General features: G+C 65.5%; 14 protein-coding genes. 7 read left to right on the forward strand and 7 right to left on the reverse strand.

Annotated features, from left to right (window positions below; all coding sequences use genetic code 11):
- Positions 1 to 22 precede the first annotated feature (22 nt).
- Positions 23 to 2,917 carry a valine--tRNA ligase gene (locus tag NSO95_RS12795; protein ID WP_257596666.1) on the reverse strand — a complete coding sequence of 965 codons (2,895 nt, stop codon included), beginning with the start codon at positions 2,915 to 2,917 and terminating at the stop codon, positions 23 to 25.
- Between the two features lie 78 nt (positions 2,918 to 2,995).
- Here NSO95_RS12795 and NSO95_RS12800 point away from each other — a divergent pair, with 78 nt between their 5' ends.
- Genes NSO95_RS12800 through NSO95_RS12815 form a run of 4 tightly spaced genes read left to right on the forward strand, consistent with a single transcriptional unit; the run spans position 2,996 to position 6,538 of the window.
- A complete protein-coding gene (locus NSO95_RS12800) occupies positions 2,996 to 4,108 on the forward strand; it encodes an ABC transporter permease (protein ID WP_257596667.1) in 1,113 nt (370 codons plus the stop codon).
- Positions 4,108 to 4,938, forward strand: coding sequence for an ABC transporter ATP-binding protein (locus NSO95_RS12805; protein ID WP_257596668.1), 831 nt, complete (start codon positions 4,108 to 4,110; stop codon positions 4,936 to 4,938). Before NSO95_RS12800 ends, NSO95_RS12805 begins: the two co-directional genes overlap by 1 nt.
- A 41-nt stretch (positions 4,939 to 4,979) precedes the next feature.
- Positions 4,980 to 5,927, forward strand: a complete 948-nt coding sequence (locus NSO95_RS12810) for an MlaD family protein (protein WP_257596669.1) — start codon at positions 4,980 to 4,982, stop codon at positions 5,925 to 5,927.
- Between the two features lie 32 nt (positions 5,928 to 5,959).
- The gene (locus NSO95_RS12815; RefSeq protein ID WP_257596670.1) at positions 5,960 to 6,538 is read left to right on the forward strand and encodes an ABC-type transport auxiliary lipoprotein family protein; all 579 of its coding nucleotides are present in this window, start codon (positions 5,960 to 5,962) and stop codon (positions 6,536 to 6,538) included.
- Between the two features lies 1 nt (position 6,539).
- On the opposite strand, the gene NSO95_RS12820 is transcribed toward NSO95_RS12815, so the two are convergent.
- From NSO95_RS12820 to crcB, 6 genes are read right to left on the reverse strand one after another with little or no spacing between them, the layout of a single operon-like run.
- Positions 6,540 to 7,241, reverse strand: a complete 702-nt coding sequence (locus NSO95_RS12820; protein ID WP_257596671.1) for an ATP12 family chaperone protein — start codon at positions 7,239 to 7,241, stop codon at positions 6,540 to 6,542.
- Complete coding sequence (locus NSO95_RS12825) at positions 7,238 to 7,447, reverse strand: hypothetical protein (protein WP_257596672.1); 210 nt, start codon at positions 7,445 to 7,447, stop codon at positions 7,238 to 7,240. The genes NSO95_RS12820 and NSO95_RS12825 overlap by 4 nt, the downstream gene beginning before the upstream one ends.
- On the reverse strand, positions 7,444 to 8,091 hold the full coding sequence (locus NSO95_RS12830; protein ID WP_257596673.1) for an HAD-IA family hydrolase: 648 nt from the start codon (positions 8,089 to 8,091) through the stop codon (positions 7,444 to 7,446). The genes NSO95_RS12825 and NSO95_RS12830 overlap by 4 nt, the downstream gene beginning before the upstream one ends.
- A complete protein-coding gene (locus tag NSO95_RS12835) occupies positions 8,088 to 8,687 on the reverse strand; it encodes an FMN-binding negative transcriptional regulator (protein WP_257596675.1) in 600 nt (199 codons plus the stop codon). Before NSO95_RS12835 ends, NSO95_RS12830 begins: the two co-directional genes overlap by 4 nt.
- Positions 8,687 to 9,877 (reverse strand): RluA family pseudouridine synthase, encoded by a 1,191-nt coding sequence (locus NSO95_RS12840; protein WP_257596677.1) that lies wholly within the window; start codon positions 9,875 to 9,877, stop codon positions 8,687 to 8,689. Before NSO95_RS12840 ends, NSO95_RS12835 begins: the two co-directional genes overlap by 1 nt.
- Entirely contained in the window at positions 9,874 to 10,281 is a 408-nt protein-coding gene (gene crcB, locus NSO95_RS12845; protein WP_257596678.1) for a fluoride efflux transporter CrcB, read from the reverse strand. Before crcB ends, NSO95_RS12840 begins: the two co-directional genes overlap by 4 nt.
- A 270-nt stretch (positions 10,282 to 10,551) precedes the next feature.
- Here crcB and rpsU point away from each other — a divergent pair, with 270 nt between their 5' ends.
- The 3 genes from rpsU to NSO95_RS12860 all read left to right on the forward strand — a co-directional run bounded on the left by rpsU (position 10,552) and on the right by NSO95_RS12860 (position 13,226).
- The gene (gene rpsU, locus NSO95_RS12850) at positions 10,552 to 10,758 is read left to right on the forward strand and encodes a 30S ribosomal protein S21 (RefSeq protein WP_257597048.1); all 207 of its coding nucleotides are present in this window, start codon (positions 10,552 to 10,554) and stop codon (positions 10,756 to 10,758) included.
- 92 nt (positions 10,759 to 10,850) lie between these two features.
- A complete protein-coding gene (locus tag NSO95_RS12855) occupies positions 10,851 to 11,423 on the forward strand; it encodes an FKBP-type peptidyl-prolyl cis-trans isomerase (RefSeq protein WP_257596679.1) in 573 nt (190 codons plus the stop codon).
- A 24-nt stretch (positions 11,424 to 11,447) separates the two neighbouring features.
- Positions 11,448 to 13,226, forward strand: a complete 1,779-nt coding sequence (locus NSO95_RS12860; protein WP_257596680.1) for a DUF4153 domain-containing protein — start codon at positions 11,448 to 11,450, stop codon at positions 13,224 to 13,226.
- Positions 13,227 to 13,256: the final 30 nt, after the last annotated feature.

Raw genomic sequence — 13,256 nt, forward strand, 5'->3', positions numbered from 1 at the left:
GCTTTAGTAGTCTGCCGCTCTTCTATCCCAAACGCGCCAGCGCTGCCGTAAGCCGCTCGACTTCGGCGCTGTGATGCGCATAGTCGGCGCGGGCCTTTTCGACTGCTTCGGGCTTGGCGCGCTCGACGAAGCTGGGGTTGGCGAGCCGCCCTTCGAGCGACTTCGCTTCCTTCTGCGAGGCTTCGAGCGCCTTGGCGAGGCGGGCCTTTTCGGCGGCGAGGTCGATCACGCCTTCGAGACCGAAAACGTACTCGACCCCACCGGCAATGAATGGGACCGCCGAACCAGGGACTGCGTAGCTTGTTAGTGATTCTTCGACCCGGTCTTCCCAGTCTCCACTTGATAGGTTGATACGTGTCCCTGAATTGAAGAAAATTACTGCTTCGAGCTTGCCGATACGTGCAAGCGCTGGACCGTGTTTCGTGAATCGATTTACGAGTTCTTGGTATTGGCCATCAGAAAGCTTCCGCCGATCAGGACCGACGATAATTCTAAGCCCTGGTGGCACAGAAACCTCGGCCCTGATTGACCGCAAGTTCTCCAACAATTCGATAACCCAGTCGACCTCCGCCTTGGCCGCCGGATCGACGCTCGCCTGCGGCTCGGGCCATTTCGCGGTGATCAGCGGGTAGTTGGCGCGGTCGCCTTGCTTCGACCACAGCTCTTCGGTGATGAAGGGCATGAAGGGGTGCAGCATAACGTAGATCTGGTCGAGCACCCACCCGGCGACGGCGCGGGTTTCGTCGTCGATCGATCCCTTGATCAGCTCCAGATACCAGTCGCAGAACCGGTCCCATACGAAGTGGTACACCGTGTTTGCTGCGGCATCGAAGCGCAGTTCGGCCATCGCCTTGTCGAGCGCGGCCAGCGTCTCGACCACCTCGCCGATGATCCAGCGGTTGACCGCACTGGTGGCGGCGGGTGCGGCAATCGTCTTGCTCGCACCGATGCCATTCGACTGGCAAAAGCGGGTCGCGTTCCACAGCTTGGTCGCGAAGTTGCGGTATCCCTCGACCCGCTTGTCATCCATCTTGATGTCGCGGCCCTGGCTCTCCATCGCCGCCATGAAGAACCGCAGCGCGTCCGCGCCGTAGCGGTCGATCAGGCCGAGCGGATCGACCACATTGCCCTTCGACTTGGACATCTTGCTGCCGTCCGCCGCGCGCACCAGCCCGTGGAGGTAGAGCTTCTTCCACGGGCGCTCGCCCATGTTGTAATACCCCCACATCATCATCCGCGCGTCCCAGAAGAACAGGATGTCGAAGCCGGAAATCAGCAGGTCGTTGGGGTAATGCCGGGCGAGGAGGCTGGAGGACGCATTGTCTTCCCCAACGACTTGCGTTGGGGAGGATTGGGGCCACCCCAGCGTCGCGAAGGGCCACAGGGCGCTCGAGAACCAGGTGTCGAGGACGTCCTCGTCTTGCGCCAGGGCGACGCCTTCGCCGGCCTGCGCCTGCGCTTCGGCCTCGGTCAGCGCGACATAGGCTTTGCCGTCCTCGTCATACCACGCCGGAATCCGGTGCCCCCACCACAGCTGGCGGCTCACGCACCACGGCTGGATGTTCTCCATCCAGTTGAAGAAGGTCTTCTCCCAAGCCTTGGGCACGATCTCGATTTCGCCCGAGCGGACGGCTTCGATCGGTTTCTGCGCCAGCTTCTCGGCATCGACATACCACTGGTCGGTCAGCATCGGTTCGATCACCACCCCGCCCCGGTCGCCGAAGGGTTGCATGATGAGCTTGTCCTCGATGGCGATCATCAGGCCTTCGGCGTCGATATCGGCCACAACGCGCAGCCTCGCTTCGTAGCGGTCGAGCCCGCGATATTCCTCCGGCACGAGGTTCATCGCGTCGATCTCGGCAGCGGTTGCTGACAATTCGCCCCGCGCGATGGCGCGGGCCCTGGCCGATTCCTCGGCATAGGGTGCCCCGTCGGCGCGCATCGCGGCGACCTCGTCCATCAGGCGGTACATCGGGATGCCGTTGCGCTGCGCCACCCCGTAGTCATTCTCGTCATGCGCCCCGGTGATCTTCACCGCGCCCGAGCCGAAATCGGGATCGGGATAGTCGTCGGTGATGATCGGAATAAGGCGGCGGTGTTCTTTGGGCCCGACCGGGATTTCGCACATCTTGCCGACGATCGGCGCATAGCGCGCATCGTTCGGATGCACCGCCACCGCGCCGTCCCCCAGCATGGTTTCGGGCCGGGTGGTGGCGATCGCAATATAGTTGCGCTCCTCCTCCAGCACCACGTTGCCGTCCGCGTCGCGCTCGACATAGGTGTAGGTCGCGCCGCCTTCGAGCGGGTATTTGAAGTGCCACATGTGGCCCTGCACCTCGCGGCTCTCGACCTCGAGGTCGGAGATCGCGGTTTTGAGAGCAGGGTCCCAGTTCACCAGCCGCTTGGCGCGGTAGATCAGCCCGTCGTTATAGAGATCGACGAACACCTTGAGCACCGCGGCGCTGAAGTGTTCGTCCATGGTGAACTGCTCGCGGCTCCAGTCCATCGAGCAGCCGAGGCGGCGCAGCTGGCGGGTGATGGTGCCGCCGCTTTCTTCTTTCCACTCCCACACCTTCTGCACGAAATCCTCGCGCGAGTAGTTGGTGCGCTTGTCCTGCCGCAGCTCCATCTGCCGCTCGACCACCATCTGCGTAGCGATCCCCGCATGGTCGGTGCCGACCACCCACAGCGCATCCTTGCCGCGCAGCCGCTCGTAGCGGATGACGATATCCTGCAGCGTGTTGTCGAGTGCATGGCCGATGTGCAGGGACCCGGTGACGTTGGGCGGCGGGTTGACGATGGTGAACGGCTCGGCATCCGGGCGCGCGGGCCGGAACAGGCCGTTGTCTTCCCAATGCGCGTACCAGCGCGCTTCGATTTCGGCGGGATCGAATGTCTTTGGCAGTTCGGTGCTCATAGTGGCGCCCCCTTGCCAGTGCTGCGTTTGCGAAGCAATCACTTGTGGCGCGGCCCGTTTGCCCGCATACCCCGACCGATGAGTGAAGGGGCGCAATTCGAACTAGAAAGCAGCGAAAGCGGCGCTGCGCGGCTCGTACTTTCAGGGCCTTATCTCGTCTCGACCGTCGGCGGGATCGATACCGAGCTGCGCAAGCTGGACCACGAGGTGGGCGAAATCGATCTCTCGCAGGTGAGCGAGATCGACACTGCCGGGGCGTGGATCGCCTGTCGGCTGGCCACCCGGCTCAATGCCGAGATAACCGGAGCGAACGAGCGCGCGTCGCGTCTGCTCAAGGCGATCGAGGGCGCGAACAGCGATGCACCGCTCGCCGCGCCGCGCCTGCCGCTGCGCCTGCGCGTCCCGGTCGAGGTCGGGGCCAAGGTCTACAGCGCACGGCGCGGCATTTTCAGCGTGATTGCCTTCCTCGGCCAGATCGTCGTGGCTGCGGGCGCGCTGATCCGCCATCCGGGACGGTTCCGACCGAAGGCTCTGGTCCATCAGCTCGAGCTGGTCGGGGTCAACGCGCTGATGATCATCGGGCTGATGAGCTTCCTGATCGGGATCGTGATTGCGCAGCAGGGCGCGGTGCAGTTGCAGCAGTTCGGCGCGGAAACGCTGACGGTCAACCTCGTCGGGCGTATCACCTTGCGCGAACTGGGCGTGCTGATGACGGCGATCATGGTCGCGGGCCGTTCCGGCAGTGCATTCGCCGCGCAGATCGGGACGATGAAGCTGACCGAAGAGATCGATGCGATGCGCACCATCGGGATCAACCCGATCGAGGCGCTGGTCATCCCCCGGATTCTCGCCTGCACCTTCATGATGGTGCTGCTCGGTTTCTATGCCTCGGTGGTCGCGATCATCGGCGGCGCCGTGGTCGGCGATCTGATGCTCGGCATTCCCTTCTGGACTTTCCTGGCGCGAATCCAGGAAGTGGTGCCGCCGCACGACATGTGGGTCGGCCTGATCAAGGCCCCGGTGTTCGGGCTGATCGTCGCGCTGGCGGGCTGCTATCACGGGATGCAGGTCAGCGGGAATTCGGAAGAGGTCGGGCGGCGCACTACCATGGCGGTGGTCTCGGCGATCTTCGCGGTGATCGTGATCGATGCGTTCTTCGCGGTGTTCTTCACCGAAATCGGGTGGGGCTGATGGACAGCGAACGGCCTGCACTCGGTCGGCACGAGCGCTTCCGCGGCGACTATCCGGTCGTGGTCGAAGGACTGCAGAACAAGTTCGGCAAGCAAGTGGTGCACGACAACCTCGACCTGACCGTTCGGCGGCGCGAGATCCTCGGCGTGGTCGGCGGATCGGGCACCGGCAAGTCAGTGCTGATGCGCTCGATCATCGGTTTGCAGCAGCCGACCGAAGGCAATATCGAGGTGTTCGGCCGCTCGATCACCGAGGCCGAGCCGGACGAAAATATCGGTGTGCGCAACCGCTGGGGCGTATTGTTCCAGGGCGGCGCGCTGTTCTCGACGCTGACGGTGGGCGAGAATGTCGAGGTGCCGCTGCGCCAGTTCTATCCCGAAATCTCGCCCGCGCTGAGGCGCGAGATTGCGCGTTACAAGGTCATGCTGTCCGGCCTGCCGGAAGAGGCGGCAAACAAGTTTCCGTCCGAACTGTCGGGCGGGATGCGGAAGCGCGCCGGCCTCGCCCGCGCGCTGGCGCTCGATCCGGAACTGCTGTTTCTCGACGAACCGACCGCCGGGCTCGACCCGATCGGGGCGGACAAGTTCGACCGGTTGACCAAGGAACTGCAGGACACGCTGGGCCTGACGGTGTTTCTGATCACTCACGATCTCGACACGCTGTATGCCATTTGCGACCGTGTGGCGGTGCTGGCGGACAAGCGGGTGATCGCGGTCGGCACGATCCCGGAACTGCTCGAAACCGGGCATCCGTGGATCGAGGAATATTTCAACGGCCCCCGTGGCAGGGCGGCGCAAGGCACGCAGACGCGTGCTGAAAGCAAGGGTTGAGATGGACAACCCCGGCAACCGCAGGGCATAGAGGCAAACCAATGGAAACACGCGCCAATCATTTGTGGGTCGGGGTCGTCACGCTGGCGTTGATTGCGGGGCTTGCGATCGCGATCGTCTGGCTCGCCCAGCTCGGCCGCGGGACGCAGAAGGAATACGACATTCTGTTCCAGCAGTCGGTTTCCGGCCTCGCCAAGGGTTCGCAGGTCTCGTTCGCCGGGGTGCCGGTCGGGCAGGTATCGGAGATTCGCCTGTACGAGAAAGACCCCGAATTCGTCCGCGTGCGTATCGCGGTGAAGGACGAGGTGCCGATCCTCGTCGGGACGACCGCAACGATCCAGGGCTCGTTTACCGGGGTATCGACCATCCTGCTCGACGGCGCGCGCAACGGGGCGCCCGCCATCACCTGCGAAACCACTGCATGCCCTGCGGGAAAGCCGGTCATTCCGCCGAAGGATGGCGGGCTCAACGCGCTGCTGTCCGATGCGCCGCTGCTGCTCCAGCGGCTGGCGACGCTGACCGAGCGGATGACCCAATTGCTGTCGGACGAGAACCAGGGCGAGATCAGCGGCATCCTGCGCAACACCAACCAGATGACCGCCGAACTGGCCGCCACCGGGCCGCAGCTTCGCGCCACGCTGGGTGAGCTGGAGGGCACTTTGGCCGAAGCGAGCCAGGCACTCGACGCGTTTGAGAAGGTGACCAATTCGACCGATAAGATGATCAACCAGGAAGGCCAGGCCCTCGCGGCGGAATTGCGCTCGACGCTGCGGTCGGCCAGCGCGGCGGCCGATTCGCTGTCGGCCACGCTGGACGATGCCCGGCCTGCCACGCGCCAGCTGACGGAAAGCACTTTGCCCGCCGCCGAAGCCACGCTGCAGGATCTGCGCGCGACCAGCAAGGCCCTGCGCGAGGTGACCGAGCGGCTGGAGAACGAAGGGGCCGGTTCGCTGCTCGGCAAGCCGCCGCTGCCGGACTACGAACAATGAGCGCGCGCTCCGGAGATAAGATGATGCGACCTATGACGATGGCCCTTGCAGCCGTGGCGCTATCCCTGACGGGTTGCATCAGCCTTGGGGGCGACCCACCGACCAGCCTGCTGACGCTGACCCCCCGCAACAGCGTCCCGGCCGGCGCGGCAACCACCGGAAGCAAGGCGACGGCACTGGCGATCTACGAACCGGCGGTACCGCAGGAAATCAATGTTACCCGGGTGCCCGTCCAGGTCGACGCGACCAATATCGCCTATCTGCAGGATGCTGTCTGGGTCGACAAACCTTCGCGCCTGTTTCGCCGCCTGCTGATCCAGACGGTCAGCGCGCAGTCGGGCCGGCTGGTGGTGGAGGGCGAAGATCCGACCATCCTCGCCGATCATCGCCTGCGCGGGACGCTCGGGAAATTCGGCTACGATGCACAGACTTCGTCAGTCGTGGTCCAGTTCGACGCGGTGCGCGACAGCAAGGATGGCCCGATCGAGACCCGGCGGTTCGAAAGCGTGGTGCCGGGAGTGGTCGCGGAGTCCGGCCCGGTCGGCGAAGCGCTCAACCGCGCAGCCAACGATGTAGCGGGCGAAGTGGCGCAATGGCTGGCGGGAAGCTGACCTAACGGCGCGCGCGCACCAATCGCAGAAATTCATGCGCCGTAGTGAAGTCTGCCGCGCGCTTGGCCGTTCGCGCTTCGGCTTCGGCATCGCGGCCCCATAGCTCGGCCTGCCACGCCTCCTCCAGCTCCGCCAAGGCGAAAAGCTCGTCCAGATTGGCGCCCGCTTCGAGTGCTTCCAGCCCTATGACTAGCGACGCGGCGAGCGAGACGATCGCAAACAAACCGCCAAGGGTGAAATCGTCGAATGCGGTGAGCCGCTCGCGCAACTTTGCGAGCGACTCCGGCGGCTGCGGGCGATGGAGCACGCCGCTAATCCGGATGAACCGCACGCCTTCGCGCGCTTCGAGCCTTTGCAGCAGCGGCTCCCACCGCTCCTCCTGCCGCCGGAACAGCGCTTCTCCCGGCTCGGCGCGGTAGCACAGCGTGTCGGTTTCGCCGAAGGTGAGCAGCTGGGCGATGGTCTCCGCGCGGTCGGTGCCGACGATGTCGAGCGCATAGTCGGCATGGTCGCGAAAGCGAAAGGCGCGGGGGTCGAGCGTCTCGCCCTGCGCGGCCCATTCGGCTGCAAGCGCCTCGGCCAGCCCGCGCGTCGGCACGATTTGCGGCGCGCGCTTCGGGGTCTTGACCGGCCGCCCGTCGAGTAGCACGGCAAAGCCGCCGTCGACTGCGCCGACGGTGACGTCCTTGTAGAAGCGCTTCATGGTTTCGGGCTTCTCCACGCGCGCGCGAGGATCTGCGGCACGACGAAGAATTCGATCGCGCCGACCGCGATCAGCGCATAGCCGAACCAGTCATCGACCGGCAGCAGGCCGCTCGCGCCGAGAATCCCCGCGATCACCATCACCGCGCCGAACAGCCGGTTGAGCGAAATCAGGAAAAAGCGGGCCTTGGCCGGATCGTCGCTCATCGCAGCAACTCCCTCAGATGGTTGCAGTCACTCGCCACCGCCTCGGCCCCTTCGGCGAGCAACTCGGCGGCGGTGTGATAACCCCAATCGACCCCGAACGCGCGCACCCGGGCGATGCGCGCCATGGTGATGTCGTAGGTCGTATCGCCGATCATCACCGCATCCGCCGGTTGAACACCGGCTTCGAACAGCGCGGCCTCCAGCATCGCCGGATTGGGTTTCGAAGGATGCCGGTCGGCGGTCTGCAGGCTGACGAAATGGTCCGTCAGCCCGTGCGACGCAAGGCAGCTGGCCAGCCCGCGATCCGATTTTCCGGTCGCCACCGCGAGCAGCCAGCCGTCGGCGCGCAGGGCGTCGAGCAGTTCGGCCATTCCGGCGAACAGCGGTTCTTCCAGCGTACCCTCGATGCGGCTGGTGTAGAAGGCGTCTTTGTAAGCCTGCAGCGCGATGGCGTGCTGGTCGTCGCTCGCGTCGGGCGCGAGCATGCGCAGCGCCTGCGGCAGGCTGAGGCCGACGATACGGCGGATGGTGTGCCGGCTGGGTGCGGGGAGGGCGGCGGCGGCGAAGGCGGTTTCCATCGCCTCGCAGATGCTCGCCTGCCCGTCGACCAGAGTGCCGTCGCAATCGAACACTGCGAGCCTCATGGTGCGAGGGTCCGCATCAGTTCGGCGAGCGCCGGGGAGCCGTGTTCGGCGAGCCCGCTCGCGATCCGCTCGCGCTCCTGAGGCGACTTTTTCTGCGACAGTTTGAGCGTCGGCCGCCACGCCAGCACTTCCAGCTCGAAGCCGACGATGCCCCTGAACAGCTTGCCCCACATATCATCCGGCGTCTCGCTGGCACTCCATTGCTCGCCGCCGAGCCGCGCTTCGAATTTCGCGATCACCGCATGGAGCAGGGTTTCGAGCCCGTCGTCATCCATCCGCCGCACCCGCCCTTCCAATTCAAGCGCAACATAGTCCCACGTCGGCACCGTCGCGCGGTCATCGTACCAGCGCGGGCTGACATAGGCGTCGGGGCCGTTGACCACCACCAGCGCGGTCGCGCCGTCGAGGTGCTTGGTCAGCGCATTGCCGCGCGCGAGGTGGAACTGGACGGCTCCGTCTCCAGTCGGAAGCAAGGGCACATGGGCGACGCGCGGCCCTTCGGGCGTGGTGTGAAACACCATTCCGAAGCCGATCTGCTCGATCAATGTTTCGAGCAGCGCCCGGTCTTCGCTGCGGAAGAGCGGGTTGGGGTGCATCAGCGCGTGCCCTTGGGCGGGCGCGCGGGTTTGCCGCCCTTTCCGGGAGCGGCGGGCTTCTTCTTCTTCGCCGGTGCCGCTCCGCGCGTACGGCGCGGCGCACGCTGGTCCTTGCGGTACTGTTTGGCGTGCTGGCGCGCGGCCTGCTTTTTCTCTTCCTTGGAGCGTTCGGGCGGGCCCTTTTCGGGCTCGGCATCGCTCAACGCCGGGTCGAAGCCGAGCTGTTCCATGCTCGCCGCGAAATGTTCGGGCAGTTCGGCGGTGACGTCGATCTTGCCGATCTTCGCCTTGTCGTCCTTCGGCGGGTCGATGATCAGGCGGCGCGCATGCAGGTGCATTTTGCGGCTGATGCTGCCGGTCAGGAAAGCGTCCCGCCCGCCATATTTGCTGTCGCCGACGATCGGATGGCCGATGGCCGCCAGATGGACGCGCAGCTGGTGGGTGCGGCCGGTCAGCGGCTCGAGCTCGACCCAGCAGGCGGCATGGGCGGCCTTTTCGACCACCCGATAGCGCGTCTTGGCCGCTGCGCCGTTTTCCATGTCGACATGCATCTTCTCGCCGCCGCTGCCCGGCTGCTTGGCGAGCGGCGCGTCGATCGTGCCTTCCTTCACATCGGGCACGCCAACCACCAGCGCCCAGTAGATCTTCTTCGCCGAACGGCCCGCAAACCGCTTGGAAAAATGCGCCGCGCTGCCGGGGGTGCGGGCGATCAGCAGCACGCCCGACGTATCCTTGTCGAGCCGGTGGACGAGGCGCGGACGCGGTCCGTCGCCGGTAACGAAAGCATCGAGCAAGCCGTCGACATGCTTGGTCGTCTTGCTTCCGCCCTGCGTCGCAAGGCCGGGGGGCTTGTTGAGCACGATCGCCGATTTCGTCTCGAGAATGACCATGGCCTGCGCCTCGGCAATCTCCTCGGCGCTGAGTTCGCGCTTCTCCTTCGGGGCCTTGTGCGCCGCCTCCCCGCCGGGCGGCACGCGCAGGACCTGGCCCGCGCTAAGCCGGTCGTCGGGCTTGACCCGCCCGCCATCGACCCGCACCTGCCCGGTGCGCGCCCAGCGGCTGATGGTGGCGAAGCCGATCTGAGGCAAATGGCGCTTGAACCAGCGGTCGAGCCGGATGCCGTCGTCGTCTTCGCAGACAGTGAACTGACGGACTTCGTTCGATGCGCCCTGAGCCTGTCCAAGGGTCATGCCGCGAGCCTCATCGCGATCAGCCCGATATAGAGGCCGGCAAGCCCTGCCAGCACCGATACCAGCGCATAGGTCATGGCGGGGGCGATCTGTCCGCGCTCGATCAGCAGCATCATCTCGAGGCTGAAGCTGGAAAAGGTGGTGAACCCGCCGAGCAGGCCGACACCCAGCAGCAGCCGCATCTGCTCGCCGCCGGTGCCTTGCCGCGCCATCCATCCGGCCAGCACCCCCATCAGCAGGCTGCCGACGACATTGACAGTCAGCGTGGCCCAGGGGAATGCGGTCACCGTCTTGGCCCCCAGCCAATGGGTCATCAACCGGCCGGTCTGGTGGCGCAGCACGGCACCGATCGCGCCGCCGATGGCGACGTTTGCGGTGGCGGCGAGGGGGGAAAGCGAGGACATGGCGGCTCCCTTAGACGGGTTATCCTCTCGCGTCATCCCGGACTTGATCCGGGATCGCAGTCGGCCAGCGCATTGCCTGCAGGAGGCGATCCCAGCTTTCGCTGGGATGACGGTATTCCCTCAAAGCCTTGCAAATCGGGCGCGATTCGACTAGGTGCGCCCCAGTTCGAGCCGATCCGGAACGGATTCGGCCCGTTTTCCGTTGTATTTATAACGGTGTATCCCGCGCTTATGCGGGCTCTGGCCGGTTGCTGTGAGGTAGTGGATTTTATGCAGATCATCGTTCGCGATAACAATGTCGACCAGGCCCTGCGCGCGCTCAAGAAGAAGCTGCAGCGCGAAGGGGTGTATCGCGAAATGAAGCTGCGCCGCCACTTTGAAAAGCCGAGCGAGAAGCGCGCCCGTGAAAAGGCCGCCGCCGTCCGCCGCGCCCGCAAGATGGAGCGCAAGCGGATGGAACGCGACGGTACCAAGTAAGACAGCTTGAACCCACAGCATTGTTGAGCCATCAGGGCGCGGATGATTCCGCGCCCTTTTGCATGCGCGTAACGCCATACAGGACCCGACCCATGACCGAAGTCACCCGCGTACCGATCCAGCCCATCGCCAAGGGCTCGCTGACCAAGCTGTGGCTCGGGGTGATCCTCGCCGTGCTGGCGGGCGCAGGGTTGGCATGGGCGGCGGTCCCCGCGGGGGTCGAGGTCAAGGCGCTGACCGAAGGCACCGGCCCGAGTCCGGGTGCGACCGACGTGGTGCTGATCAACTACACCGGCAAGCTGGCGGACGGCACGGTGTTCGACGAGGGGCAAGCGGTCCCGCTCCAGCTCGACCAGATGATCCCCGGCTTCAGCGAAGGCGTGGTCAAGATGAAGAAGGGCGGCAAGTACGAGCTGACCATCCCGTCGGACAAGGGCTACGGCGCGGAGGACAAGCGCAATCCGCAGACTGGCGAGGTCGTTATCCCCGGCGGCTCCGATCTGGTGTTCGAAGTCGAATTGCTCGAATTCATGAGCGCCGAGGACTACCAGATGCGGATGCAGATGATGCAGCAGATGATGCAGCAGCAACAGCAGGACGGTGGCGCGCCTGGAGGTGCCCCGCAAGGCGCTCCGCAAGGTGCACCGCCGATCCCGCCGCAATAGGCCAAGGAACCGGCAAAACCGCTGATGGAACACGCCGAGACCGCCCGGCTCGAAGACTGGCCATGGCGGCCGTGGGTGCTCGCCGCCTTGCTCGGCCTCGCTGCGCTGGTGGTCAACGCGGCGATGGAGTGGGACGCCGCCGATCAGGAACCGTGGCGCGCGGCGCTGGCGGCTTTCGCTTTCTTCGGCTCGCTCGTGCTGGCGGTGACGCTGGAGCGGGATCGCTGGAAAGCCCCGCTCGCCTTTGCCGGACTTGCCGGATTGGTGATGGCGGGCATAGCATGGCGCGTGGCCAGCGCGGGAGACCGCTATGCCGGTGCGGAGTTCTGGCTGGCGGCTGGTGTCGTCGCCACCGGACTTGCCTTGCCGCTGTTCCAGGCCGGGTTCCACCGCCTTCGCTGGCGCACCTCCTACCGCGACACGCATTACCATGTGTGGACCGACGCGATCAGCGCAGCCGGTTCGCTCGCCTTTCTCGGGCTGTCGTGGCTGCTGCTGGTGCTGCTGTCCGAGCTGTTTGCCGCAATCAAGATCACCTTCCTGCGCGAGCTGATGGACGAATCGTGGTTCGGCTGGCTGTTTTCGGGGGTAGCTTTCGGCGCGGCACTCGGCACCTTGCGCAACCAGCTCAAGGTGATCGGCACGCTGCAATCGGTCGTGCTGCTGGTGTTCTCGCTGATCGCGGTGCCGTTTGCGCTCGCGCTGACGGTGTTCCTCTTTGCAGTGCTGCTGAGCGGGATCGACGTGCTGTGGGATGCGACCCAGAGCCCGACCCCCTTGCTTCTGTCCTGCGCGGCGGCGTGTTTCGTGCTGGTCAATTCGGTCGCCCGCGACAGCGATGAGGAAGCCTCCGCCAACCGGGTGCTGCGAATCGCAGGCCTGCTGCTGGCGCTCGGCATTTTGCCGCTCGCGGTGATGGCGGCGATTTCGACGGGGACGCGGATCGGGCAATACGGGCTCAGCCCCGAACGCATCTGGGGCCTGATCGCAGTCGCGGTCGCGGTGGCCTATGGCGTGGCCTATTTCGTCGCTCCGATCCGCGGGCGGGCGAGCGGATGGATGGCCGGCTGGATGCAGGGCGTGCGCGGGGCGAACATGCATCTGGCGATAGGCACCTGCGTGCTCGCGCTTATCCTCGCGCTGCCGCTGTTCGACTTCGGCGCGATTTCGGCGCGCGACCAGATCGCTCGGCTGCAGGCAGGCAAGGTCGCCGCCGACCGGTTCGACTTCGATGCGCTACGGTGGGACTTCGGTGACGCCGGGCGAAGGGCGCTGGCGCGGCTGGCCAAGAACCCCGACGCACAGGTGGCAGCGATGGCAAAGGCAGCACTGGCGCAGAAGCAGCGTGTGTATCGCTACAATAATTTCGAGGACGGGCGCCCGGCGGTGACCGATCGTTTCGCGGTGTATCCTGATGGGGCCGAATTGCCCGATGCACTGCGAACCGCGATCGAGTTGGGCGAGATCTGCCGGGGCGATGTGGTTTGCCGCGTCTACCTGCAACCCGATGGCGCAACCGCAGCGGTATTATCCGACGCCTGCGTCCCGCCGAAGTTCGACGCGGACGCTGCGGTCGAGCCGGGCCGGGATTGCAGCATCCGGGTCGATCCTTACGGCCTGCGCGACGGGCAGTGGCAGTATCTCGAAGCCGAGCCGCCGATGCCATCCAAGAGCGAGGACGAACAGCGCGCAGCTCTCGCAAGGGAGCGTCGCGCCATCGAAGGCGGCGATGTGCGGGTCGCGCCCTCGCGGGAAAGGCAGATATACATCGGCGAGGAACCGAGCGGCCCGCGCTTCGAATAGTGCTGCGCCGCACCATCGCGCTTGAAGCGC

It is taken from the genome of Parerythrobacter lacustris (genome assembly GCF_024626475.1).
In the GTDB taxonomy this organism is placed as follows: domain Bacteria; phylum Pseudomonadota; class Alphaproteobacteria; order Sphingomonadales; family Sphingomonadaceae; genus Parerythrobacter_A; species Parerythrobacter_A lacustris.

What these genes read in the sequence shown, in the direction of transcription:
- NSO95_RS12795 (WP_257596666.1), bottom strand. Translation starts at nt 2,917, where the DNA reads ATGAGCACCGAACTGCCAAAGACATTCGATCCCGCCGAAATCGAAGCG.
- NSO95_RS12800 (WP_257596667.1), top strand. Translation starts at nt 2,996, where the DNA reads ATGAGTGAAGGGGCGCAATTCGAACTAGAAAGCAGCGAAAGCGGCGCT.
- NSO95_RS12805 (WP_257596668.1), top strand. Translation starts at nt 4,108, where the DNA reads ATGGACAGCGAACGGCCTGCACTCGGTCGGCACGAGCGCTTCCGCGGC.
- NSO95_RS12810 (WP_257596669.1), top strand. Translation starts at nt 4,980, where the DNA reads ATGGAAACACGCGCCAATCATTTGTGGGTCGGGGTCGTCACGCTGGCG.
- NSO95_RS12815 (WP_257596670.1), top strand. Translation starts at nt 5,960, where the DNA reads ATGACGATGGCCCTTGCAGCCGTGGCGCTATCCCTGACGGGTTGCATC.
- NSO95_RS12820 (WP_257596671.1), bottom strand. Translation starts at nt 7,241, where the DNA reads ATGAAGCGCTTCTACAAGGACGTCACCGTCGGCGCAGTCGACGGCGGC.
- NSO95_RS12825 (WP_257596672.1), bottom strand. Translation starts at nt 7,447, where the DNA reads ATGAGCGACGATCCGGCCAAGGCCCGCTTTTTCCTGATTTCGCTCAAC.
- NSO95_RS12830 (WP_257596673.1), bottom strand. Translation starts at nt 8,091, where the DNA reads ATGAGGCTCGCAGTGTTCGATTGCGACGGCACTCTGGTCGACGGGCAG.
- NSO95_RS12835 (WP_257596675.1), bottom strand. Translation starts at nt 8,687, where the DNA reads ATGCACCCCAACCCGCTCTTCCGCAGCGAAGACCGGGCGCTGCTCGAA.
- NSO95_RS12840 (WP_257596677.1), bottom strand. Translation starts at nt 9,877, where the DNA reads ATGACCCTTGGACAGGCTCAGGGCGCATCGAACGAAGTCCGTCAGTTC.
- crcB (WP_257596678.1), bottom strand. Translation starts at nt 10,281, where the DNA reads ATGTCCTCGCTTTCCCCCCTCGCCGCCACCGCAAACGTCGCCATCGGC.
- rpsU (WP_257597048.1), top strand. Translation starts at nt 10,552, where the DNA reads ATGCAGATCATCGTTCGCGATAACAATGTCGACCAGGCCCTGCGCGCG.
- NSO95_RS12855 (WP_257596679.1), top strand. Translation starts at nt 10,851, where the DNA reads ATGACCGAAGTCACCCGCGTACCGATCCAGCCCATCGCCAAGGGCTCG.
- NSO95_RS12860 (WP_257596680.1), top strand. Translation starts at nt 11,448, where the DNA reads ATGGAACACGCCGAGACCGCCCGGCTCGAAGACTGGCCATGGCGGCCG.